19 protein-coding genes and 1 tRNA gene are annotated in these 25,321 nt (G+C 47.6%); 7 read left to right on the top strand and 13 right to left on the bottom strand.

Features of this window, described 5'->3' with window-relative positions; translation table 11 throughout:
- Window positions 1–369: 369 nt before the first annotated feature.
- From B5F39_RS07500 to B5F39_RS07465, 8 genes are all read right to left on the bottom strand, one after another.
- The gene (locus tag B5F39_RS07500) at window positions 370–1,668 is read right to left on the bottom strand and encodes a TRAP transporter large permease (protein ID WP_087365510.1); all 1,299 of its coding nucleotides are present in this window, start codon (window positions 1,666–1,668) and stop codon (window positions 370–372) included.
- Window positions 1,669–1,689: 21 nt separating this feature from the next.
- Window positions 1,690–2,196 carry a TRAP transporter small permease subunit gene (locus tag B5F39_RS07495; RefSeq protein WP_087365508.1) on the bottom strand — a complete coding sequence of 169 codons (507 nt, stop codon included), beginning with the start codon at window positions 2,194–2,196 and terminating at the stop codon, window positions 1,690–1,692.
- Between the two features lie 64 nt (window positions 2,197–2,260).
- The gene (gene dctP, locus B5F39_RS07490) at window positions 2,261–3,271 is read right to left on the bottom strand and encodes a TRAP transporter substrate-binding protein DctP (protein ID WP_087365506.1); all 1,011 of its coding nucleotides are present in this window, start codon (window positions 3,269–3,271) and stop codon (window positions 2,261–2,263) included.
- A 39-nt stretch (window positions 3,272–3,310) separates the two neighbouring features.
- Window positions 3,311–4,900, bottom strand: coding sequence for an aromatic amino acid ammonia-lyase (locus tag B5F39_RS07485; RefSeq protein WP_087365504.1), 1,590 nt, complete (start codon window positions 4,898–4,900; stop codon window positions 3,311–3,313).
- 24 nt (window positions 4,901–4,924) lie between these two features.
- The gene (locus B5F39_RS07480; RefSeq protein ID WP_204245069.1) at window positions 4,925–6,505 is read right to left on the bottom strand and encodes an aromatic amino acid ammonia-lyase; all 1,581 of its coding nucleotides are present in this window, start codon (window positions 6,503–6,505) and stop codon (window positions 4,925–4,927) included.
- 29 nt (window positions 6,506–6,534) lie between these two features.
- A complete protein-coding gene (locus B5F39_RS07475) occupies window positions 6,535–8,109 on the bottom strand; it encodes an aromatic amino acid ammonia-lyase (protein WP_204245068.1) in 1,575 nt (524 codons plus the stop codon).
- Window positions 8,110–8,139: 30 nt separating this feature from the next.
- Window positions 8,140–9,645, bottom strand: a complete 1,506-nt coding sequence (locus B5F39_RS07470) for an aromatic amino acid ammonia-lyase (protein ID WP_255376018.1) — start codon at window positions 9,643–9,645, stop codon at window positions 8,140–8,142.
- A 335-nt stretch (window positions 9,646–9,980) separates the two neighbouring features.
- Window positions 9,981–10,400, bottom strand: a complete 420-nt coding sequence (locus B5F39_RS07465) for a transposase (protein ID WP_087365500.1) — start codon at window positions 10,398–10,400, stop codon at window positions 9,981–9,983.
- Between the two features lie 609 nt (window positions 10,401–11,009).
- Between B5F39_RS07465 and B5F39_RS07450 the strand changes: the two genes are divergently transcribed.
- Both B5F39_RS07450 and B5F39_RS14710 read left to right on the top strand, forming a co-directional pair.
- The gene (locus B5F39_RS07450; RefSeq protein WP_158095977.1) at window positions 11,010–11,555 is read left to right on the top strand and encodes an XRE family transcriptional regulator; all 546 of its coding nucleotides are present in this window, start codon (window positions 11,010–11,012) and stop codon (window positions 11,553–11,555) included.
- 628 nt (window positions 11,556–12,183) lie between these two features.
- The gene (locus tag B5F39_RS14710) at window positions 12,184–13,149 is read left to right on the top strand and encodes a DDE-type integrase/transposase/recombinase (protein WP_087365490.1); all 966 of its coding nucleotides are present in this window, start codon (window positions 12,184–12,186) and stop codon (window positions 13,147–13,149) included.
- Window positions 13,150–13,268: 119 nt separating this feature from the next.
- Here the strand turns inward: B5F39_RS14710 and B5F39_RS07435 are convergent, their stop codons facing one another.
- The 3 genes from B5F39_RS07435 to B5F39_RS07425 all read right to left on the bottom strand — a co-directional run bounded on the left by B5F39_RS07435 (window position 13,269) and on the right by B5F39_RS07425 (window position 16,533).
- A complete protein-coding gene (locus tag B5F39_RS07435) occupies window positions 13,269–13,649 on the bottom strand; it encodes a hypothetical protein (RefSeq protein ID WP_087365488.1) in 381 nt (126 codons plus the stop codon).
- Between the two features lie 13 nt (window positions 13,650–13,662).
- The gene (gene rlmN, locus B5F39_RS07430) at window positions 13,663–15,237 is read right to left on the bottom strand and encodes a 23S rRNA (adenine(2503)-C(2))-methyltransferase RlmN (protein WP_087365486.1); all 1,575 of its coding nucleotides are present in this window, start codon (window positions 15,235–15,237) and stop codon (window positions 13,663–13,665) included.
- Between the two features lie 87 nt (window positions 15,238–15,324).
- Window positions 15,325–16,533: a phosphodiester glycosidase family protein gene (locus B5F39_RS07425; protein WP_158095976.1), complete on the bottom strand. Its 1,209-nt coding sequence runs from the start codon at window positions 16,531–16,533 to the stop codon at window positions 15,325–15,327.
- Between the two features lie 251 nt (window positions 16,534–16,784).
- Between B5F39_RS07425 and B5F39_RS07420 the strand changes: the two genes are divergently transcribed.
- The 4 genes from B5F39_RS07420 to B5F39_RS07400 all read left to right on the top strand — a co-directional run bounded on the left by B5F39_RS07420 (window position 16,785) and on the right by B5F39_RS07400 (window position 21,458).
- A tRNA-Ala gene (locus tag B5F39_RS07420) sits at window positions 16,785–16,860 on the top strand.
- 321 nt (window positions 16,861–17,181) lie between these two features.
- Entirely contained in the window at window positions 17,182–18,753 is a 1,572-nt protein-coding gene (locus tag B5F39_RS07415; protein WP_087365481.1) for a site-specific integrase, read from the top strand.
- A 770-nt stretch (window positions 18,754–19,523) separates the two neighbouring features.
- Window positions 19,524–20,480 (top strand): hypothetical protein, encoded by a 957-nt coding sequence (locus B5F39_RS07410; RefSeq protein ID WP_087365479.1) that lies wholly within the window; start codon window positions 19,524–19,526, stop codon window positions 20,478–20,480.
- Between the two features lie 690 nt (window positions 20,481–21,170).
- Window positions 21,171–21,458, top strand: a complete 288-nt coding sequence (locus B5F39_RS07400) for a Rha family transcriptional regulator (protein ID WP_087365474.1) — start codon at window positions 21,171–21,173, stop codon at window positions 21,456–21,458.
- Window positions 21,459–22,345: 887 nt separating this feature from the next.
- On the opposite strand, the gene B5F39_RS07395 is transcribed toward B5F39_RS07400, so the two are convergent.
- Both B5F39_RS07395 and B5F39_RS14650 read right to left on the bottom strand, forming a co-directional pair.
- Window positions 22,346–22,918, bottom strand: coding sequence for a site-specific integrase (locus tag B5F39_RS07395; protein ID WP_204245067.1), 573 nt, complete (start codon window positions 22,916–22,918; stop codon window positions 22,346–22,348).
- A 411-nt stretch (window positions 22,919–23,329) separates the two neighbouring features.
- Entirely contained in the window at window positions 23,330–23,461 is a 132-nt protein-coding gene (locus B5F39_RS14650; RefSeq protein WP_255376017.1) for a hypothetical protein, read from the bottom strand.
- 467 nt (window positions 23,462–23,928) lie between these two features.
- On the opposite strand from B5F39_RS14650, the gene B5F39_RS07390 reads away from it, so the two are divergent.
- Entirely contained in the window at window positions 23,929–25,314 is a 1,386-nt protein-coding gene (locus tag B5F39_RS07390; RefSeq protein WP_087365472.1) for a TRAP transporter large permease subunit, read from the top strand.
- Window positions 25,315–25,321 lie beyond the last annotated feature (7 nt).

Raw genomic sequence — 25,321 nt, 5'->3', positions numbered from 1 at the left:
AGGTTCTTCAAATTTCGTGTGGAATGCGTCCTTAGCGACAACGAGACGGAATTTACGAACCGGTTTACCTCTGACAAAGACAGACCTACGCTCTTTGAAAGTCATTTGGAGCGGTGCGCGATAAAGCATAAGCTGATAAAGCCGTAAACGCTGCGTCATAACGGGAAGGCGGAAAGATCACACCGGAAGGATAACGAATATTTTTATGCGTCGCATCAATTCTATTCTCTGGAAGATTTTGCAAAGCAGCTGGCCGTGCATAACCACAGATACAATAACTTCCCTATGAGACCCCTTAGCAGGAAGTCTCCTCGGGAAGTCATAACTCACTCTTTAGGCTCGATGTAACAGATGTTTGACAAACCTACATTATTTTATCCCAAGAACCAGACGTGGTAACCACATTGAAAATTCAGGAACGTATGTCGTTAAAATAAGGATGGGGAGCCATCCAAGTAATATTAACCATCCAGTGACGCGAAGCGTTTCATTTATTGGACATTTTGCAATGGCTCCGGATAGATACAAAAGTGGAGCACACGGAGGAGTTATGTTGCCCATTCCAGAATTAACGGCTACTATTGCTGCGAAATGTACTGGGCTAACACCTATTTCTTGTATTATTGGAATCATAATAGGAGTAGCGAGAAGCACTGCGCTTGTATCGTCTACAAGCATGCCTAGTATAATCATGAATATGTTTAACATAAGGAGAATCATTTTCTGATCTGTCGAGATAGAATACAGTAGTTTTAGTATCGCACCAGGAAGATCTTCTTCGACAAACATTCTAGCCAAAACTGAACATCCGAACATCATAATCATAATAGTCCCAGTTGCCATGCCGGAATCTATGAGCGTTTCTTTGAGTCCTTTTACTGTAAGTCCTTTATATATAAACATTCCAACAGGAATGGCATATATTACGGCTACGGCAGCTGCTTCAGTTGGAGTCATTATGCCACTATATATGCCGCCTAATATTATTACTGGCATCATCAAGGCCGGAGATGCTTTTTTAATACGCATACATTTATGCTGGAATGTCTTTTCTTCCTGTGATATAGCTGGAATTATAATATTCGCATTATTCCGCAATAAAACGCAATTTATGATGGAGAATAAAATTGTCAGGGCAATACCAGGCAACACTGTTGCAAGAAAGCTTGCCAAAACAGACTGTCCGCCGACCCAAGAATAAAGTATCATAATACCGCTTGGTGGAATCAGCATACCCAACACAGCAGAGTTAGCTAATAGAGCTGTAGAATGACCTCTAGGATAGCCTGCTTTCTCCATCCTTGGAATCATTATAGAACCTATGCACGTAAGCGTTGCAGCGGCACTACCGGTAACCGAACCAAAAACTGCACATGAAACAGTAGCTACTATTCCAAGTCCACCTTTTAATCTACCTACAGTTTCTTCAACTAATCCGATCAGTTTATCAGCGATATTACCGCGTTCCATAAGTTTACCGGCTAGGATAAACAAAGGAATTGAAAATATAACAGTATTACTAAGATTTCTTACGGCGTAAGGCACCATAAAAGTCGTCGCGTAATCCCCGGTGAGCAGAAAATACATCGCAGTTAGAAAAAACGCAAAAGGGACTGGAATGCCAATTACTAGACCTATAAGTAGGAATAAAAGACCAGATACAACCATTACACCATTCTCCTTCCTTAATTACTTTTCGGAATCCACAGACGCTTCAGGCTTTCTTGTGAGAGCGTTGTAAAAGTCTCTAGCCGCACATAATGTCATTACAAAAAATCCCCAAAAAATCATGATATACTCCCAAACCAACGGTATTTTCCAAACTGATGTTTTAGGATTTCTAAGTCCAGCATATTGAACTAGATCTATAGTCCAGTATGTAAATGCTCCTACTGCAACTAAGGCTAAGAAGGTTGAAACAATAGCAAAGAATTTGCGTATCTTAAAACTTTTTATCATTGACTGGGTCAAATCCGCCGTTATCTGCTGTTTTTTATAGCTTGCGTAAGCAGCGCCGATAAAATAGAGGATCATAGCGCAAAAGATTTCAATTTCTTCGATACCGAATAGATCTGTTTTTAGGATATAGCGGAAGAATACACCGAGCGCAACCATAAGAGGAACTGCTAATCCGAGAATCACAAGAATAGCTTCTTCAAAAGTAACTAAGAAATTTCTCTGCTTTTTTAGAAACAATGTTTTTCCTTCCTTTCTAAGGATTAGAGCGGAAGAATTTTCTCCCGCTCCTTCTCTCTATCCTTTACTTATCGGTCAAAAATTCTTTCATCAGACTGTCCGTAAGTTCCTTTCCAAGCAGTTGGTCGAGCTGCGGCCATACCTTCGTTCTTATCTGATGATTGATAGGTTCTAGTTCATCGGAACTATAAATATAAACATTCATCCCCGCCTCTTTCATCTTTTCAAGGCAGTCTTTTTCTTCGCTTTTCGCTATGTCTATGCTGTTGACGCAAAGTGCCTCGGCTTCAGTCGCGATTATTCTCTGCTGTTCAGGTGTCATCTTGTCCCAACTTTGCTTTGAGACAACGAACTGGTAGGTTTCAAGGAACAAGTTAAAATTATACCAATAGTCAAGAACATCTCTGAAACTCTGATATGTGTGAATTGCCGCACCGCCGTACCAACCTTCAGCTACGCCGGTCTGAAGCGCGGTGTAGAGGTCTGAATAAGGTATTGTAACCGTGGGATAACCCAGAGCATCCATAACCATTTTGTCTAGTTCCATTGTCGAAATACGGCAAAGCATATTTTTCGGGGTGTCGGGATTTAGCGGATCACTTATTTCTTTAGATGATCCTATTCCGCCAAAACCTTCTATTTGGAAGCCTAGAAATACAACGTCAAGCCCTTCGTGAAGATCTTTTACCACATTGTAGAGCCAGCCATCCCTCGCGAAAACCTCACCTATCTCATCATAATTTCTGACAAGTCCTGGTACCATTGTTATCTGGTGCCTAGATTCATATTCTGTCGGAATCGGGATGAGAGCCATATCTATAGTTCCTTTGGTAATTTCTTCATAGACAAGGCTATAGTCGCCCAACTGACCAGCAGGGAACACCCTTACTTTTACTTCACCATTCGTTGCTGCCTCAACATTTTGTGCAAGTTTTTTCATCTCAACTGTAGAAGAATGCTCGATTGGATTAATTCCTGCAAACTTCAGCGTCATGGGCTTAGCTTCGGCAGTCTCGATACAAATAATTGTACAAACTATAGCCATCAAATAAAAATACAAACGTTCACGTTTCATAAAGGACACCTCTCTATATTATTGTGATATTTTGAAAGACTAAAATATAAGTTTACCTACACGTTTTTCTACTGTTTTGAGGACTTCTCCGCTTTTTACCATCTGATAGGTCGTTTCTATGTCTGAGCCAAAATACCTGTCGCCAGTTATATATGGCACTTTTGATCTTACTAGATCATGTACGTCTATAGTGGCACTTGCAAAAGTCCCGTGTACTTTAGTGTCAGTCAAATCGAATGCCCTAGTATGCACCATAATTTCAATTGCAATTAAGTATTCCAATTTTTCCGACACAGCTTTAGACTTAATAGCTGCCCACCATGCCATAGGTATAGGGTCTTCCCAGTTTGCGCTAACAGGTATGCTGTCACCGGTAGCTGGGATGCAGAGATTTCTTATTTCGCTTACCAGACCTGCCGCGGTATATTGGACAATCATGTAGCAGTTGTTCACTCCAGGATTGTCCGCTAAAAATGGAGGATACCCTCCACTGAAATGTCTATTGGTAAGGCGGTCCGTCCTTCGCTCTGAGAACTTACCTAGGTTAGCGTCGGCTATACAGATAGTGTCGGCATAAGCACCTACATAAGTTCCATCAAAATTTGCCCCCATTAGACCTTCTCCATCTCCGTTACCATTTGGCCAAACTATGGGGTTATCGTTACACGATGCCATTTCACGAATCAAGGACGTAGCTGCATCTTTTAAAAAACGCTTTGCAGCTCCATGTACTTGGGGTATTGATCGTAGTATATATGGATCCTGCACTCTTGAATCCATATACTTAGCCATAATTCTGCTGTCGGCCAAAATGTTTCTTATGTTCTCTGCACTGCCTTGCTGCTCTGAATGGTGTTTAAGCGCGTGCAACCTTGCGTCGCATCCTTTTATCGTACCGCGTAGAGCTTCGTAAGCCATAGCAGCTGCGATATCGGCTGTCTGAGCTCCAACCATACTGTCATATAGCGCTATCAAAGTGATACCAGTAGCGCCGTTAATCCCATTTGTCAGGCATAGCCCTTCTTTACAAGCTGGGGCCAATGGTTTTAACCCTGCTTTGTTTAATGCTGCAGCCCCAGGAAGCAGTTCTCCGTTATACCATGCCTGTCCCTCCCCTATGAGGACAAGATTTATATTTGCCTCTACAGAGAGAGACTGAATTGAACCTTCACCTGGCGCATAGGGAATTATGTTTGCATTAAGACACGACACAATAAGAGAAAGCATCTGCGGACGTATTCCCGAGACCCCGCGACCTAAACTCAACAACTGCATGAGCCAAGTAGCCCTTACGCACTCCGGTGACATGGGCTTGCCCACAGAAGCAGCGTGAGATCGCAAAATATTGATCTGCAGATGCACCGCTTCCTCTTGTGGTATTACAGTTCTGACATTATCTCCAAACCCTGTCGTAAGCCCGTAAATAGCTCTATTCTCGTCGAGGAATTTTTCAACTAACGCTCTAGACTGGAAGACTCTTTCCAAATACTCTTGAGAAAGCGTTAATTTAGCGTTGTATCTAGCCACCGCCACAAATTCTTCCAGTGACAACGACTTCGTTCCTAAAGTAACACTCTGTATCGTGTCTGCCCATCCGACTTTAGGAATATTGGTCAATGTATGCTCCATTCTAAACCCCTTCCTAGCTGTGTGCTAAAATTCGAGAGTCCCGGTAATTTCTTCAGCCGTTTTTATAACTTCTCCACTTCGCACTAAGCTGAATACTTTTTCTATATCCGGCCCAAAGTGACGATCTTCAGTGATTGGCGGTACAACAGAACGTACTTTGTCATGTACTGCGCTTGTCGCTGAAGAGAAACATGCATCCTCTTTTTCTAAGTCAAAAGCTCTACACAATGTCATAATTTCTATTGCAGCTATGTACTGTATTTTCTTCCCAACATACCATGCTTTGCGAGAGGCCCACCACCCCATACTTACTGGATCTTCCCAGTTACCGCATGTCGGAATACTGTCCGCCGTTGAAGGTAAAGACAAGCCTCGGATTTCGTTTAGTAAGCCTGCCGCAGTATATTGGACTATCATATATCCGTTATCTACCCCCGGATTTTCTGCCAGAAATGCTGGATATCCACTAAAATGGCGATTTGTGAGTTTATCTATGCGACGTTCCAAAAGCTTGCCTAAATTTGCTGATGCTATACACAAAATATCTGCTGCTCCGCTTGCGTAGGTACCGTCAAAATTTGCTCCCATCAAACCGCATTCTTCGTTAGGTGCATTCCAAAGAATTGGATTATCGCTGCACGAGTCCATCTCTTCCAGAATGTCCTTGGCGCAATCTTGAATCATACATTTTATCGCGCCGTGCATCTGCGGAATGGATCTCAATGCTAGTGGATCCTGCACACGCGCGCCCTTATATTTAGACGCGATCCCGCTGTCGCTAAGCAGGCGGACTATGTTTCTGGCACACGCAGCCTGATGCGGATGCTCCTTTAGCGACTGTACTCTAGGGTCACAAGCTAGAATATTTCCTTTAAGTGCTTCGTATGACATTGCGGCTGCAATATCGGAAGTCTGAACTGCAACGGCACAGTCATATAGGGCTAATGCAGCGAGCGCAGTTGCTGAGTTAGCTCCGTTGGTCAGACACAGCCCTTCCTTACAGGCAGGGACAAAAGGCTTAAGTCCTGCTTCATATAAAGCTTCATTAGCAGCTAAAAGGCGTCCTTTGTACCATGCCTTTCCTTCTCCCATCAGGACAAGGTTCATTTGCGCCTCAATAGCCAAATACTGTACAGAGCCTTCTCCTGGAACATAAGGAGTAAGTCCTACATTAAGAGCGTTAGCTATCAGGAAAAGTGTCTCAATACGAATTCCAGAAAATCCCTTGCCTAAACTAAGGAGCTGCATAAGCCACACGGCTCGCACAGCTTCTTCCTTTAAAGGCTTCCCTACTGAGGTTGCATGAGATCTAATTATATTGATTTGCAGCTCCACAGCTTCATCTTGGGGAATAATTCTGTTTACATTCTCGCCAAATCCAGTTGTTAAGCCGTATATCTTTCTATTTTCATCCAAAAATCTAGCAGCAAGGTTTCTCGATGCAATGACTCTATCAATATATTCTTGTGAAAACTCAACGATTGCGTGATAACGCGCGACGGCTACGAACTCTTCAATACTGATTGGTGCCTTGTCTAATATTACTGTATATATATTATTAGCTCTTCCGATCTTCTCTGGAGTAAGCATATATATTTCGTCCATACAGATCCTCCTTCTGCTAAATTTAAAAATTAATAGCCAAGATTTCCGACATATGTTTCAGCAACGCGGATAATTTCACCTTCCGAGACTATTTTCTTGACTTTTTCTACCTCAGGACTAAGATGTCTGTCCCCCGTCATTGGTGGTACTATCGTACGAATCTTGTCGCGTACAGCTTGCGTCGCAGACGCGAAGCAACCTACGCCTTCAGTAAACAAGTCAAAAGCACGGGAAGTGACCATGAGCTCTATGGCGACGATGTATTGTAGTTTTTGTGCAATATCAAGAGCTTTCTGAGAAGCAAGCAGTCCCATACTTACAGGATCTTCCCAGTTCGCACACGTCGGAATGCTATCAGCCGTCGCAGGAAGCGCCAATCCTCGAATCTCATTGACAAGCCCAGCAGCTGTGTATTGTAGTATCATGTAACCGTTGTCTACACCCGGCTTTGCTGCTAGAAATGCCGGGTAGCCACTGAAATTTCTGTTTGTAAGCTTGTCTATTCTGCGCTCTAGAAGCTTCGCTAAATTAGAATCCGCTATAGAGATAATGTCAGCAGCTCCGCTGGAAAACGTACTATCAAAATTTGCTCCCATCAGAGCTACGCCATCGTCTCCATCAGGCCATAAAACAGGATTATCGCTGCACGATGCCATTTCTTCTAAAATATCTGTCCCTGCGTCTGCTAAATATCGCTTTACTGCACCATGCATTTGGGGCACTGACCGAAGCGCTAAAGGATCTTGTACACTTTGACCTTTGTTGTTTTCCATTATAGAACTATCGTGTAAAAGAATCCTTATATTCTCAGCACAGGTAATTTGATTAGGATGCTCTTTCACTGAATGCAACCGAGGATCGCAAGCTAGAATATTCCCCTTTAGTGCTTCATATGACATTGCCGCAGAGACGTCCGCTGTCTGTACAGCTATAAGGGAGTCATATAGTGCCAGTGCAGCAAGCCCCGTGGCAGAGTTTGCGCCATTTGTTAAACATAGCCCCTCTTTACAAGCTGGAGCCAATGGGCTTAATCCGGCCTTTTGCAATGCTTCTGCGCCGGTAAGCAGCTCACCTTTGTACCAAGCCTGTCCTTCACCTATGAGGACAAGATTTACATTTGCTTCTAGAACAAGAGCTTGAACTGATCCGAATCTGGGTACAAATGGATAAATCCCACTGTTCAAGCATTGAGCTATCAAATCCAGCATTTCCATTCTAATACCGGAATACCCTCTGCCCAAACTTAATAATTGCATAAGCCATATAGCCCGTACTTCGTCCTCAGGCAGTGGCTCTCCTACAGATACGGCATGAGAGCGCAATATATTGTATTGTAGTTCGATTGCCTCTTCCTGTGGGATAATTGTCCTGACATTATCGCCAAAACCAGTAGTAAGACCATACACAACCCTATTTTCGTCAAGGATTTTTTCTACGAGAATGCGGGATCTGACGACCCTTTGCCTATACTCGTCCGAAAACTTAACCTTTGCTCCATATCGTACCACGGCAATAAATTCTTCTAAGGGAAGTGGGCCTGGACCGATACAAACATTTTGAATTGTAATGCATTTACTAAGTTTTACTATATCTAGTTTTGCCACTCGATCCATGATATTTTCCTTTCTCATGCATTAAAATGCCAGTGTAGTACCGATACGGGCCTGAACATTTTTTACAATATCACCATTTTTTACCATGGAATAAATGGCTTCTATATCAGGCCCCAAATACCTGTCGCCTTTTATATAAGGCACAACTTCCCGTATCTTGTCATGTACCGATTGTGTAGCACTTGAAAAGTGTCCGTATTCTACACGAGTTAGATCAAAAGCTCGTGACATAGTCATTAATTCTATGGCGATTACATATTGTAGCTTACAAGCAACGTGTACTGCTTTCATTGCAGCCCACCAAGCCATGCTAATAGGATCTTCCCAGTTCGCACTGACTGGAACGCTGTCTGATGTGGCGGGAATGCAGAGTCCTCTAATTTCATTGACAAGCGCAGATGCGGTATACTGGGCTATCATATATCCATTGTCCACCCCAGGTTTATCAGCTAAAAACGCAGGATAACCTCCGCTTAAACTCTGATTAGTAAGCTTATCTGTACGTCTCTCAGAGATTTTGGCAATATTTGCGCACGCCATGCAAAGAATATCAGAACCGGCTCCAACGTAAGTTCCGTCGAAATTTGACCCCATCAAACCTTCTCCGTTGCCATCTGGCCACACTATGGGGTTATCATTACAAGATAGCATTTCTCTAATAAGACTAATTGAGACATCCTTCATGAAGCGTTTTGCTGCCCCATGAACATGAGGAATACAGCGTATAACGTACGGATCTTGCACTCTGTGATACATTGAATTAGCGGCTATTTCACTGTCACTCAATATCAATCTGATATTCGCAGCGCATCCAGCCTGTTCAGGATGCTCTTTAAGCGAATGAAGCCTATAATCGCATCCCAACAATGTACCTCGCAGTACCTCGAAAGCCATAGCACCTGAAATATCAGCTGTCTGAGCCGCCAAAATAGAGTCATGTAGTGCAATAAGAGCAAGTCCCTCTGCCCCGTTAATGCCATTAGTGAGGCATAACCCTTCTTTGCAGGCTGGAGATAGCGGATCTAATCCAACTGATTTTAGTGCTTCATGTCCAGTCACAAGCTGATTGCCTAGCCAAGCTTGCCCTTCCCCCATAAGGACTAAGTTTACATAACCTTCAACTGGAAGATTTTGTATGCTTCCTTCTGAAGGCGCATATGGATACACTTTTCTGTTAAGACATTCTGCAATGAGAGTCAAAACATCAGGTCTAATACCAGAATATCCGCGCCCTAAGCTTAGTAATTGCATCAACCACAGAGCACGTACTCCTTCTTCTGATAGAGGTTCTCCTACGCTTACAGCATGTGAACGTATAATATTGCGCTGAAGCCTTTCTGCTTCACTTTGGGGAATAACCTTCCTTACGTTATCGCCAAAACCTGTTGTCAATCCATAGATAGCCCTGTTCTCATTAAGGAACTTTTCAACTAGGGTTCTAGATTTTTTTACTCGTTCAACATACTCTGGAGTTAACACGACTTTACTGTTATAACGTACTATCGCTATGAATTCAACAAGCGTAATATCATGTGTTCCCAGTTCAACCTGCGAAATTTCGGACGCATAACCTATTTTAGCAAAACCATTACCTAGAGATCTATTCAGAATAGCTCCCCCCCAAGTATTAATATTGAATTTGTTAAAAAGGCACCTAAAAATTATATGTTTCTCAATGATGTAATTTAATCATATAAATTTGATAATGTCAAATTATATTCCCATCTCTAACCCATTAATTTGATAATATAAACAAGCATAACTATCAATAGGGCGTTTAGCAAAACCATAGACTTCTTGACAGCGTAGATTCTGCAGTAAAAAACATCCTTTAGTCGATTTTTTCAAAATCTGTTATATAGTCATTTTCTTTGTAAACATATACGCAAAGCGTCATCAATGGATGCAACAGAATCAATAACGCCTTTCAGAGTCTTTTTTAATGCGGCCCAGCAACGCTCTATATGGGTAAGCTCAGGCGAGTACGGCGGGAAGAATATTACCCTATGTCCAAAACTGCTTGCTATATCCTTAACTTTTTTCTTACTGTGGAATGATACGTTGTCCATTATCTGCGTACTCCCATATTCCAAGGCTGGACATAAAAACTTTCTTCGCCATTCTTCAAATAGTTCTCCGTCAATCGTGCCTTCGTACTGCATAGGCTCTGTCAGCTGGCCTCGGTACAATGCTGCGGCCAGGCCTACCCTTTTATACGTCTTACCGCTTATACGGCCTGGAATCCCGACTCCTCTTTTCGACCAGGCGCGCTCTCTGTAGATATAGCTCTGTCTATCCCAGTCTCATCTATATAAGCGACTGTTTCCGGCCGTATATCCTTATCTTTTGCAGATACTCGATTACTTTTTGGACATCCTGCTCTTTGTATGTGACGTTCTTTTTTCTTGGTGTACCCCATAGATTTCAGAGTTTTGGAGACTGCGGCGATGGAGCAGCCGAATACTCCAGCTATTTCTCGAAGATAGGAGTCGGGATGCTCTCGGAGATATTCTTCCAGTTTTTAGGCTCTATTTTTCTGAAATACTTTCTGCAAGGCTTATCTTGAAAATCTCCCTGTTCTTCCAGCATTTTCTTCCATTGTCCGAGTGCAGGCGTACCGACGTTGAATGTTTTAGCCGTTTCTCTGTAGGAGTGCCCGGATAAAAGATATTTTATAGCGCGTTCTCTTAGGCCTTTAGAATATCTTGTCGTGGATACATTATAGTATATATGTATATGATATGTAGTTAAATTACTATAACATTTTTTGTTTGCATAAATATGACGAAATAATATATCATAGACAAAGTATGATGTAAGCAAAAATGTTAAAAATTTTTGTTTAGAATTATATTAAAATTATAGATGTTATGAACATTGGAGTGTTTATATTGAGTCACGAATTATTGCATGAAAAACTAAAAAATTTACGGAAACGAAAAAAGCTATATCTCAAAGATGTAAGCAGCGGCGTTGGCTTATCAGCTAGTTATTTAAGCCAGCTAGAAACTGGAAAAGTTGAACCGACAATCTCAACCTTACGAAGGTTAGCTCAGTTTTATGGGGTACCAATCGTATATTTTTTTGAGACAGAACTTAGTCAAGATGTTGTGGTACGTAAAGCTGAACGAAAGCGTCTATGGTCTGATAATAAAACTTTGATATACGAGCCACTACAAGGAGGTGCAAACGGGAAAAAAATGCAGGCCACTTATATAACAATTCTTCCGAATACAGAATATTTCTTTTCTTCTCACGATGGAGAAGAATTTATGATAGTTGTGAAAGGCCAACTACGTTTCCAGTACGAAGGGGCTACATATGATCTTCATCCAGGCGACAGCATTTATTACGATGCTGCTAAACCTTTTACGTTTTCAAATCCATTGCATCAAATAATAGAACTTCTAACTGTTTGTGCTCCACCAATATCATAAGTAAGGCTCATACAAAGCGTGGTGCGGCTGGTAAAACAGCCGTATTTTGCATGATTGCAAGAAGCGGGTATGTCGGTACTAAAGTTATTGACAATACAAAGTTTGAAACTTTGTTAGGTATTTTTAGTTAGCTTGTCTTGGCCGATTCTATTATTTACACATATGAGTTTACGGCTTATGACAAGTTTAAAGATTTTGGTTATGAACACGGGAAAGTCAATCATAATACGGGTTAATATGTTGACGGTGACGTTCATACCAACACGATTGAGGGCTTTTGGAAGTAATTTAAAATCCCGAATCAGGGGAATTATAGTTCTGTTTCTTGGAAGCATTTGCAGCAATATGTTGATGAAGCGGCATTTGTCTTTAATGAAGGCAGTATTGATAATGCCATAATAGACAGAATAGAAGCCATCATTGTCAATATGTTCGAGATTCATACGAGATATAAAGCCTGTAGATTTACCATACCTATGCAACAGAGAGCAGAGGTATATAAGACTCAATATATGTAAGATATGAGTTAATGTGAATACGCAAGAAAACACAAAACAAAAGCGGGAAGCCTGTCCATGCTGTAAAGTAATTTCACCACAAATCCACTGACAGGTGGACGGTTTCCCGCATGAGTAAAATATCACAAAAGAAACGTTACAGGCAATCTCTTATCAAGTACGCGATAAAGTACGGCGTTACTAAAGCCACCGCACGGTATGCCACGAACAGGCAGTATGTTTACAGGTGGATGAAGCGTTACGATGGTTCTCTCGAATCCTTTCGTGACAAGTCGAGGCGTCCACGCCATCATCCGAATGAACATTCTCCGGCGGAGCTCCTGCTTATACGGAATATGCTGAGGCATAACAAGAACACAAGGCTTGTAGTACTTTTGGTTAAACTGAGGAAAAGAGGATACTCCAGAAGCATTTCAGCTCTCTATAGGGTGATGAAGCGTATCGGAGCCGTACGCATCACTCTGCCTAACCCTAAATGCGTTTCCAAGCCCAACGAGCGAATGCAGTATCCAGGGCAGCGCGTACAGGTGGACGTTAAGTTCGTGCCGAAGTCGTGCCTCGTCGGAGAAGCGGAGGGGAAACAGTTCTATCAATATACTGCGATAGACGAGTATAGCCGTTTCCGCTATGTCGAAGCTGAAGAATACAGCACGTACAGCTCGGCAGCATTCCTGACGCATATGCTGAGGTTCTTCAAATTTCGTGTGAAATGTGTCCATAGCGACAACAGGACGGAATTTACGAACCGGTTTACCTCTGACAAAGACAAACCTACGCTCTTTGAAAATCATTTGGAGCAGTGCGTGATAAGGCATAAGCTGATAAAGCCGTATACGCCGCGTCATAACGGGAAGGCGGAAAGATCACACAGGAACGATAACGAATATTTTTACGCGTCGCATAAGCGCATAAGTTCTATTCGCCGGAAGATATTGCTAAGCAAATTACAGATTTGCCAATCGTCGGTCACGGCGAGAGAGCCGCACCATCACAGTGACGCTTCCCACAAGAGACCTCGTGGGGAGGGCGTCGTATCCGCGGTTACGTGCCGCCAGCTTACCGGCAGGCGGGCGTGAGCTAGCGGCATGGGGACGCGGCGGCAGCCGCAGTAGGCCGCGACTAAGCCTTCGCCGAGTATGCCGCGCGGGATACTCGCCGGGCGGCATAGATTGCGCCGTTTAACTCCGCGCGCTTTTTATTCCGTCTCTTCCCCGTCGTCTTTGCGCAGGGCCGTGGCTGGAAGTTCTATCACTTCTACGGCTTCGGCCATCTCTTCGTCGTCGGCGGCTACGTTTATGTAGTCTCCACGCGGCGCGCGGTTTTCGCGCGCGCGGCCCGGTTCATCGCTTGCGAATATTCTTCTGCGGGACGGTTCCTCCGGCTCTTCCGCGCGCCTGCCGGCTCCGCGCGAAGTGTAGACCGTGAAGCCGGAACCTCCGCGCATGAGGCGCAGCAGCGCGAGTACTGCGAAGCCGACGAGCATCACGCCCGCGAACATTATTATGAACGGAAAGGCGATGCCGAAGAAGAGCGTGCCTATTATAAAAAACAGGACCAGGAAGAACGTAAAGTTCATTTATTTCCCCTTCTTATGATTTTTTAGCGTTTTTCGCGCCGCGCTTCGGCTTCGCCGAGTTCCTGTAAAATTTCGCGAACGGGCCGTCCTGCGGGGCCGGCGCTCTTTTCGTGCGAGCCGGACTCTTCGCCCCGGCCTCGCGGAATTTTCTCTCCCCGCGCGCGCCGCCGCCGTCGAGGGTTCTTTCCTCGCCGCCGCCTCTGTAGGTCGGGCGCGCTTCTTTCATTTTACCGCTGCGGTAACGTTCCTGAGGCTCGGCGTTTTCGCGGCGGCGTTTGAATGTTTCGCGTTCTCCGCCGTTTTTTGAGAATCCGCGGCTTTTGTCATCGCCCGCTCCGTATGAACGCCGTTCGGCCCCGTTTTTGCCGGCGCCGAAACGTCCGCGTCCAGTCCCCTCTTCTCCGCGGCTGTCGGAGCTTCCGCGTTTTTCTTCTTTTTGGGGAAATTGGCGGCGTTTCGGCTTCGCAGCGGTTTTCGAGCTTCTCGCGGCGGCGCGTTCCTCCGCCATGATGTTTCTCGGCGCGGAGAATGAGCCGCGTTCGAGCGGCGCGTCCGCTCCGCCTTCTTCTTTTCTGCGGAGCTGGCCGCAGGCCGCGTCTATGTCCGCGCCCTGTTCGGCGCGTATCTCGCATTCGAAGCCAGCCGTCTGGAGCACGCTTTTGAAGCGCAGCACGTCTTCGGCCTCCGGCTTCGCGTAGCGCCCGTCTACGGCGTTGAATGGGATGAGGTTGACGTAGACGTGTATTCCGCGCAGATACCGCACTAGCTCTCTCGCGCGCTCGACGCTGTCGTTGACTCCGCCGAAGAGCGCGTATTCTATCGTTATGCGGTCGCCGGTCGTTTCCTGATACTCAACGAGAGCCTCGCGCAGCTCTTCGACGGGATAGCTGTGGTTGACTGGCATCAGCATTCCCCGCAGTTCGCCGTCCGCGGCGTGGAGCGAGACCGCCAGCCGCACGCCGAGGCCGGAGTCGGCCAGCGCGCGGATCCCCGGAATGACGCCGGAGGTCGAGACCGTTATGTGGCGTATGCCGAGATTGCGCATCTTCGGGTCGTTCAGCATCCTTATGGATTTCAGCACGGCCTCCGTGTTGAGGAACGGCTCGCCCATGCCCATGTAGACGACGTTGTTTATCTCGCGTCCGATTTTTTTCTCGATCGCCGCGACCTGCCCGGCTATCTCGCCGGCGCTCAGGTTGCGCACGAAGCCGGACAGCCCGGTCGCGCAGAAGGTGCATTGAAGCGGGCAGCCGACCTGCGTCGATATGCAGGCGGTCAGCCTGTCGCCCTGCTTCATCAGCACGGACTCGACGGACTCTCCGTCGCGCAGCCTCCAGAGGAATTTTCTCGTGCCGTCAGACGATTTCTGCTCGCGCACGAGCTGTGGGAAGGCGAAGTCGAGCTTCTCTGCGAGCTTCTCGCGCAAAGCTTTCGACAGGTTCGTCATCTCCTCTGTGTCGTCGGCGCGCTTCTGCCAGATCCACTGGCATATCTGCCCGGCGCGGTACGACGGCTCGCCGAGTTCTTTCTCCGTGTATTCTTTCCATTCGCCGGAATCCATGTCCGGCGCGTAAATTTTCTCGTTCATTCTATTTTTCCTCTCGCCTTTTGAGTTTTTGCGGATCGATCTGACACCGGTATAGTTTAACAGCGGCGCGCGCTCCCGCGCAACGTTTTACTGGCGCACCCCCGCGCCCGGCTCGAACATCAGCACCGCGTATGGGATCGGGCGCTCGGCGTCGCTAGAGTTGCTCGGCTGCGAGAAGGTCATCCCGCGCCACCATATAGAGCTCGAGCCGCCGCCGTCGAGGTTCAGCGCGTCCGTCAGGGCCAGCCCCTTTATGCAGAACGTGCGAAGCTCATCTATCGTCATGCCGACGCTGTGCATATTGTCGCGTCCGTCTACGATTCCCCAGACGACGCGCGCGCCGTCCGTCCCGACGAATGTGCGCGGATGGCGCTTATTCAGTACGTTCGGGTCCACATCCTCGGTGTTCGGCGCGGCCTCGCCGTCTTTGACGAGCAGCGGCCCCGCCTGCATAAGCTCCGTATATTCGTCGTATTCGCGCGCAGAGCCAATGTTGCTGACGATCTTGCCGTCTATGAAAATGGACTCGCCCTTGTCGTTCCAGCCGAAGGCCGAGCGGTGGGGCCAGAATTTCGGATTGTCCGTGCGCCCCTGGCGGCGCAGCACGCCGATCGGCTTCGCGCCGGAAAAATAGCCGCCGTTGATGCCGCCTATGACGCCGTAATTCTCCGCCGCTATAGTCGCGAGAGTCGCGCGCTTCGAACCAATCATCTCCGCCGTCGCTATCTGGCACGGCACGGTCTGCATGTCCACGGCGAGCGCCGCGGCGAAGAGCGGCTCGTTTTCGCCGTTTTCCAAATCGCCGTTCGCCGGGCCGTTCGGGTTCCCGACGCCGCGCTTCATCATAAACAGAGTCGTGCCGTTCCACGAGAACGAGGCCTTCCATGAAACCGACTCGCGGCATTCGCGCAGCCATTTTTCAAATTCAACCATATCCTCCGGCGTCAGAGGCTCGTCGAGAGAGGCAGTCATCGCCTCCGGCGGCCTCGGCGTCATAGTCGCCGATATATAAGATACGCCCTCGACCTCGGGCCATTCCGGCAGGATGCCTATCTGATCGACCGCAGCCAGCGCGAACCTCCAGCCCATAGCCTCGAAGGCGAGCCGCAGCGCGTCACGCCGCGTCATATCGCCCTCGACCGCCGTCAAAAATTTCTCCGGCGTCTCGCGCCCGAGCGCCTCCGATACGGCGGGCCCGACATCCGCCTGCGTCATCGCCTCTGCGCGCGCCATCGGAAAAGCCGCGGCGCACACAAAAACCGCCGCAACGACGGCCGCGCGCCAGGCGCGTATCAATCTTGTCAAAATATCCTTCTTCGTCATAACTCTACCGGCATACGCTCCGTCCGTAATTTATTCAAAAATTTTCAAAGCGCGGCGCAGGCCGCCCTTCGTCCGCATATTTTACCACTTGCACGCGCATCCTTCGCGGCTCCATTTGTATCAAAAAAGTATGTGGATTTTATGAAGCCGCGCTAAACTCCCCCCGCACGAAAAATCCATCTTGACACCTGCGCACTTACTCGGTATAATCGCACTTGTTGTTCGGGGGTATAGCTCAGTTGGGAGAGCGCTTGAATGGCATTCAAGAGGTCAGGGGTTCGAATCCCCTTATCTCCACCAGAATATTATAAAGCCTTGCAATCACTGGATTTGCAGGGCTTTTTTGTTATCCGAAGGCCGCTTACAAGCAAGGTGTACAAAAGGGGATAACTTTGTATGCCGCCATCAAACAGACAATCACAAGGCGTTTACATCTTCCGCAACAGCACGATATTATACTTTCGTCAGGTAGTACCGGCAGATTTACGTTCCGCGATACAGCGGCGAGAGTTCCGCATATCGCTTAGAACGCCGGACAGGAAACTAGCAAAGCGACACGCCGCATATTTATCGGCGCGTGTATGGGATATATTTTCAGCTTTACGCAAAGGGGACAGGAGAATGACGGAGCTAAAAAGCGAGCAGATACAGGAGCTAGTACAGAAATGGGCGGAAGAAATACTATCACAGGACGAAGCGTCAAGGGCGTTGGCGCGTCCGTCAGAGCCGCACGGCGAAGAAATAGAGACCTTCGACGCGAACGACTACATTGAAAGCGAAGCACGCGAAGCGCTGGGGACAAACAATTACAGCCTATTCAAAAACGGAGCTATGGACATCTTAGAAGAAAACGGACTGACCGCAGCCCACGATTCCCTAGAGTTCAGAACGTTGTGCCGCGAGATGTTAAAAGCACAAATAGAAATATGCAAAGTAATAAAAGACCGCAACCGCGGCATCTACCCGACCGCATACACAGCCGCCGCGACATCTGATTTGTACAGCGGAAATGTACAAAAATCGAACACGGTGAAAGCACAGAAAACCTTGATAAGCGCTGCATTCAAGGCATACATAGACGATAAGAAGGCACACGGAAATTGGACAGCAAGCACGGAAAAAAGCATCTCCGACAAAGTAAACGTATTCATAGAGCTTTTAGGTGATATAAAACTCTGCGACATCACGCCGAGCAAATTAAAAGCTGTTGAAACGGCATTGATAAATTTCCCGAAGAATAAAAATAAATCTCCGAAATACAGAGATTTAACTATCGCGGAAATAAAAGAGCTGGACATTCCAGAAGCCGACCGCATGAGCCTGACGACAGTCAACAACTACATAAACCAGATAAACGGCTTCCTTAGCTGGGTAAAAACGATGTACGAACTTCCCGACTGGCTAAGCGTCGTAATGTCAGCCCCCAAAGGCGACATAATAACCGACACGCGGAAATCTAAAGCCGTGTTCAGCACAGACGACCTTCAAAAAATATTCTATGACCGTTGGTATGTTACAGGCGGGCGCGGCATGACTGGGCTAGGCCGCAAACTTCCGCAGGACGGGGCGAAGTTCTGGCTTCCGCTCATGGCGTTATTCAGCGGCGCAAGGCTGGAAGAACTGGCGCAGCTCTATCTTTCCGACTTCAAAATAATAGACGGCGTGAAATGCTTTGAACTAAGCGAAGTAACCGAAGATGAAGAAGGCAACCAGATAAAGACAAAGAGCATAAAGAACGCAGCTTCGCGGCGCGTCGTCCCGCTCCACGACACACTCTTAAATCTGGGGCTATGGGAATACGTACAGGAACTAAAAGCCGCAGGAAAGCAGCGGCTCTTTGAAGAACTGAAAAAGAACGCGGCTACAGGCAAATACAGTCATGATTTTTCAAAGAGCTACAACAGACATCTGAAAGAATTTATCGGCATACAGGGCGACGCAAAAGAAGGCGCGAAAGTATTCTATTCCTACCGCCACACCTTCATAAACTACTGCGTACAGCACAGAATACCCGACGCGCTCTTTGAAAGAGTTGTCGGACACAAAGTGGAAGGCAACCCGATAACATACGGCCATTACGCGAAGGCGCTTAGCCCGAAGATATTAAAAGCCGACGTACTGGATAAAATAGATTACGGGATAAGTTTTGACCATTTGAAAGAGAACCCGTTTGCTAGGGAACGGAAGGAGTAACGACGGCATTATTAACGCGCTATAGACACAGGCCGCGGCCTATTTATTGACTGGGAAATCTTTCCACGTCAGAGCACGCGACTTCATGAAAAAATCCTATCGCGGACGGTCGTAAAACGTCGGCGGTACAGTTGTTGCGTGCCTTCATATCCGCGATTGCTTGACGACCGCGCTGAACAGCGCTGATTGACTGTGGTCGTGAAGGCGATGGGGTAACAAAATGCTCCCCCATAATTCACACAGGCCGCGGCCTATTGGTAAACTGAAAAATCCTATCGCGCACGCTTTCGTGCTCGATATTTCTGCTGCATCCAATTTTGGATGCGCCGAATTTTTGCCCCGTCGAACTAAACGGGGGAAATTTTTCCCTTATTGCAGGGGGCTACCATGAAACGCGGTAACACAAGCTAATGTGCTGCGTTTTATGCCGCCCCTTTTAATCGGCTGAAAAATCAGCCGGTTTTTACAGCTTCCCCGCAAATTCAAGGGGCGAATGTATGGCTAACCTTAACTGACAAACAGTGAATACCAACCTAAAATTTTCTTTAAAGTCTATACACTGAGTTGACAACGCTTAAAAATACGGCTAAACTGAAGAAGCCCCGGCAGGGGGGTACTGGTATTTTATCCATTTGTTTCCATTATCCGACTGTTAAACCAAGCTATTTCCCCCATGATTGTAAAATTTTTACAATCACAGCCATTGCCGATAATGTCAAAATTTTACAATCCTCGCTATAATACAGCCATGAAGCTAAGGGGGCTGTTATATGTCTGTCTGGTATGACCTTATCCGTGAACACTACCCGCAGGAGTTTTTGCCGAATAACAAACCGTGGCAGCTATCGCCCCAACAAACAGCGAGCTTGCTCGGCGCATTCATTGCGACGGTCAATAAGATATTAGAGGACAAAGGCGAAGAAATACGCCTGTATCGTCTCGACGAGATAACCGCCGACGCGGTAAGATTTCAGTCAAGAACAGAACTGTCTGTCGATGTCGTCCGCAAATATAAAGAGTGCTACATCAACGAGACAGAACTGCCCCCTGTTGACGTTGGAACGGTAAAAGACGACGCGACGGGAGAGCTGTACCTATACCTATTGGACGGCTTTCACCGCTACCAAGCAAGAAAAGAACTGGAAAATTGGAATCACTTCATCGCCGCCGTTCCTCACCACGATATGACTATAGACGAAGCACGCTACTTTTCTGTACAAAAGAACCTAATCCACGGATATTCCTACACAAAGGCCGACAGGGAAAAAGTGCTGCGCTGTTACATCGAAACAGGACAGCACGAAATTGGAAACGGGAATGTGAAGAGCTACAGACGAATTGCAAAAGAGCTGGGCTTTATGACACACACCTCTATCATATCCTACATCAGCAAAATGTACCCCGACATCGCCCGCGAGATTAACAGGCAGCATACCAAAAGGCAGCGGCACGTCACGATAGAAGATAACGCCGCCGACGACGACATCTCCGGCAGCACGGAAGAAATGGGAGATACAACCATAGCAACACCACTAGCCGACACCTCAGCGACGTTAAAAAAAGTGCGTCGCGCCTTGTCGCTCGCTTCAAAAAGAGCCAACTACCTAGCCGACAACTCACTGGCGCAGCAATACGAAGCCAATCTGTTGGCCTTACTCAACGCTTCCCGCAGAAAATGGGGGCGCGAAGAATACCCCGTACCGGAAGAATACAAAGCGGATTTTTAGACCGTAGGAAAATCGGTATTCCCCGCAATCCACTGATTGCTTTGAATTGCTATGAATGTGTGTCGTTGGAAAGTATAGGGGACTCTTTTAGACTCTCACCGCTCTGAACCGCCCAGCTTTGCCCGTCTTGACTGCGGTCGTAAAGCGAAGGCAGCAAAGTGTCGTAAGCACAGCGGCGCAGTAGATAACCAATGGCAAAGAACTCAAAGCCGCGTCTGCGACGCTGGGAATCTTCATCAGCAACGACAGACCCGTAGTAAGCAGCAGGGACATAGCCAGAGTATTCGAGAAAAGACACGCTGATATACTACGTGCAATTCAAACTCTTGAATGTACCAAAAGTTTCACTGAACGCAATTTTGCGTTGACATCACGAACCGTTGAAATGCCTAGAGGCGGCGCGCGGGAAGAACCCGAATACCTCATCACCCGCGACGGCTTCACCTTCCTCGCAATGGGCTTTACGGGAGCCAAAGCAGCGGAGTATCGAAGCGTTCGCCGCAGCATGACATCTAGAAACCCTCGCGCTCTGCAAAGAGTGCCGCAACGACTGCAAAATGCGCGCCCCTAAAGGTTCGAGCCTCAAATGCCCGAACTACAAGAAAATCCCTATGAGCTGGCGAAAGATAAACACGGCGACACTTTATGACCAGCAAATCAACAAACAAGAAAGGATAAGGAGAAAGAAAAATGACTAACGACTTAGGAATCTTCATCAGCAACGACCGCCCCGTAGTAAGCAGCAGGGACATAGCGCGAGTGTTTGAGAAAGAACACAAATTAGTAATGCGCGCAATAAGGGATTTAGATTGCAGCCCGGAATTTAACCGGTGCAATTTTGTACCCGTTGAATACCGCGACGCCAAAGGCGAAATGCACCCCGAATACCTCATCACCCGCGACGGCTTCACCTTCACAGTTACGGCAGCCGCACAGAACGTAGATATATCGCCCTTCGTACAGCTTAGGGCGTTTTGAATAGAGGTCGTTCTACAGTTCCCTCCTTCGCCAGACACAGGCCGCCGCTGGCAGTTCTTGCAGCAGTAATGCGGCTAGTCGCCGCGGCCTGTGTCTTTTATCCGCTTGCTTTGTGGATTCTCACGGAGTAGAAACCGCGTCTCTTTTGACGGTAGAGGCGCGGCAATGCTATAATCTTCTCGGGTTAAGCTAGATTACTTTCATAATCCGTAGAATCAACTCTAGGATTTTGAGAAGCAACTCTGCAAAAGGGACGAGGCCTACAGCTTGGTGGCAGCGGTCTCGCCCTTTTTGTTTATTCCGAGAAGCGGCCTTTTTGCGTCTCCGCATACAGCTCACCTCCCACAAGGGAAGACCTTCGCCTTTTCAGGCCCCCTATTCGCCTGAGAAGCCCGTCAGAGAGCATTATACAGCAACAGCACAGCTTTCGACTGTAATAAGCTCGACAGCCTTATATTTGACCGAGAAGAGCTAGAAGAAAAGCATACAGCACAACGCAAGGAAGAAGAACACGGCCTAAAAGATATAGGGAAACATACGCGGAATATAATACTAATCAGAAGACTAACAGCTTAACCGAAGTGGAACGGTAACTAATGCAAAAGAGAGGATAAAAATTTTTCATCATTGCAACATAGTTGCTTTTTAGTTGCGTTAACAAAGCCCCGTTAAAACTGCACAAAAATCTGAGAGGGTATATTACTACAGAACTTCGCGCGCTTCCCCCATGTCGCCCGCCGCGGCCTGAACACAGCGAACAGAGAGCAAGGGAAGTGCTGTCGGAGCTAAGGCAGAGAACAGAGCGAAGGCAGGCCAGCAGTAAAAGCGGCTGTTCGCCGCGGCCTACAGCGATACGACCGCCGTACACAGTCCGACACTCCAAGCCGTTACAGATTCAGATTCAAATAAACATTGTCTAAGTCGTCCTTTGTAATCCCTATATACGACAGAGTAACCGAAGGGCTGGAATGATTCAGCAGCTTTTGAATAATCGTGATGTCCATTCCCTTTTTATAAGCGTGGTAGCCGAAAGTCTTCCGCATTGTGTGAGTTCCTATAGCGTCCTTAGCAAGCCCCGAATGCTCTGCTGCGTCGTTTAGAATACGCCACGCTTGAATACGGCTGATTGCTCCCGTCTTCCTACGCGAAGGGAAAAGGAAATCCGCGGTCGTCCTGTCATTTACTCCGTCCAGATATTCCCGCAGAGCTTTCGCCGCCGTGTCGCTTATCGGGAAATCTTTGTGCTTCCCTGTCTTCTGTTCCGTCAACCTAATTCTGTCTTTCAGCTTACCGCTTTCATCTTCCACATCTCCGACCTTCAAATTCAGCAAGTCGGAAACGCGCAGCCCCGAATTGATACCGAGAACGAACAGACAGTAATCCCGAAGGCTTTTTCCCTTGAGATACTTTTTCATCTTCTCAATCTTCCGTATGTCGCGTATCGGCTCGACAAGTTCCATAATATGCAACTCCCCTTCAAAAACTTTGCAGCTTTTCTTGAAACACATTAAAGCAACTAACAAGCGTAGAATAACATAATAAGTTACATAAAAACAAGTCCTAAAAAATCTCTGAATTTCAAAAAGTGCCATAAAGCTAGGCTACAACTGGATAAATCCGACGTTGGCTTATGTAACAGAATCACATTCTGTTACATCGACCACCAAAGACCCAACATAAGAGCATACTCGACTAATAAATATTCGTGTTACAATTAGCTATGCTTTATTTGTCTTTAGCCGGACAGTCAACAGACATAGTTAGGGACAAAAAGTAAATACAAAGCACCTTGCTGTGAAAGACAATGAGGGCAAAAGTCAGTCTTAGCCTGCATTTCAAGGCTTATTCGGTGGGGAATCCTTCGCTTCCCCTTATCTCCACCAGAAAATATCAGTGCCGGAGCTGTTTGGAAGCTCCGGCATTTTTTTATGCTCCGCGGGAGCTTCATTATTTCTAATGAGTTTTCTAACGTCTTTTATGCCCATGTTTACAATCTGGATCATCGCGCAAAAGCGGCGCTGTCCGTCGAAGCTGCGCTTGCCGCGCCGAGCGACGCGCGGCCGACCTGGCGTGTCGCGCCGCTGGGACTGCGTGCGCGGCTTTCGTGATTTTTTATTTTCCGTTCGGTCGTGTTTTTACGCACCGTTTCATCTTCGCGTACTCTTCGTGTTTCGCCACGGTTTTTTCGGCGGCTTGGCGGCTTTGCGCGCGGATTTTAGGCCGTTTTATTTTTTTTTATACTGATAAACCTTCTTTGACATCGGCAGAGGGTTATCTTATAATTCACGATTGGCAGCGAAAGTTCACGCTCGAGAAAGAAATATACGGGGGCGTGAACTTTTCGTTTTTATATCGGGGCGCGAAGGGAGGAACACATAACGGCAGAATGTTCAGTGTCTTACGCCGCACGGCGTACTTGAAACACAGCGCGGACGCGCCGCGCGCATCACAATAAAGGAGTGGATGAAAAATGGATCTGCTGGGTATCGGCATATATTCTTTGATAATTTACATTGCAGCCGTCCTAATCATCAGCGTCGTTCTGAAGCGGCGCATGGCGGAGGCCATGCTGTGGACGTTCCTGCTTATCGTCGTTATCGGAGGGACGTTCGGCGATAAGGGGATTTGGACTCTCGCGAAGGACGGACTGCTCGACGCGGCAAAGCAGGAGGTCGTCTACGCTTCGATGGCCTTCGTCTTCATGGCTTATATGATGGAGCGCACGGGGGTAATCAACCGCCTTATACAGATATTGAACAGCATCCTCGGACGCTTCGCGGGCGGCTCGGGCTACGTCTCGACGATAGCGAGCGCCCTCTTCGGCATGGTTTCGGGCTCCGGCTCGGGCAACGCCTCGGCTGTCGGCTCGATCACTATTCCGTGGATGAAGGGCAGCGGCTGGACGACCGAGCGCGCCACGACCATCGTCGCCGGCAACGCGGGGCTCGGCATAGTCTTCCCGCCGTCGTCGTCGATGCTGCTTCTGCTCGGTATGGAGACGATAGCGGTCGAGCTTACGAGCAACGAGCTCTACGTCGGGCTGATGGGCGCGGGCATGATAGTCCTGGCCTACCGCCTCGTCGTCGTGTATCTCTACGCGAAGCACGACGGGCTGAAGCCGATCCCGAAGGATCAGCTCAGACCGCTCGGCGAGGAGCTGCGCAAATATTCAAGCTCCTTCGTCATCTTCCTCGGGATTTTCATTCCGCTCGTCTTCACTATGGGCCCCGTCGGCCAAATGATAAAGACGACTCTCAACGCCGACCTCTCCGGCTCGTTCAAGGCAATATCGCTCGTCATGTGGATACCGATACTAATGACGACCTTCACGATTATAGAAGGCTGGAAATATCTCCCGCACAGCATCGGCGGCTGGAACGACATGATAAAGAAGTCCGCGCCGAAGTTCAGCGAAGTCGGATGCCAGCTTTTCTTCTCCTTCGCGGCGGCCAGCGTCCTGGCCGACCTCGGGCTTCAGGAGGAATTCTCTGGAATCTTCGCGGTGCTTGGAAACTACTCGCCGTACCTCGTCATGGTGGTCGTGGCTCTGATAGTCACGCTCATGGTCGGCCCCTTCAGCGGAACGGCGACGACGACGGCGATCGGAGCCCTTTCCTACGCAGCGCTGCGTTCTATCGGCCTGCCGCCGGTAACATGCTGCGTGGCCTTCCTCTTCCTCACTTCCAACGAAGGCTGCACGCCGCCGCAGGCCGCGCCGATATACATCGCCAGCGGCATCGCGGGGCTGGACGACCCCGCGGTCATATTCAAGAACCTGCTGTTCCATTACGCGCTGCCGGTAATCGTCATAGCCCTGCTGATAATGCTCGGCATAATCCCGATAATCGGCGCGTAAGGAGGAA

Origin of the sequence: Cloacibacillus sp. An23, assembly GCF_002159945.1 — a bacterium.
Taxonomy (GTDB): domain Bacteria; phylum Synergistota; class Synergistia; order Synergistales; family Synergistaceae; genus Caccocola.
Note: the sequence above shows the minus strand (reverse complement) of the source record. Positions and strands in the feature narration are given on the sequence as shown.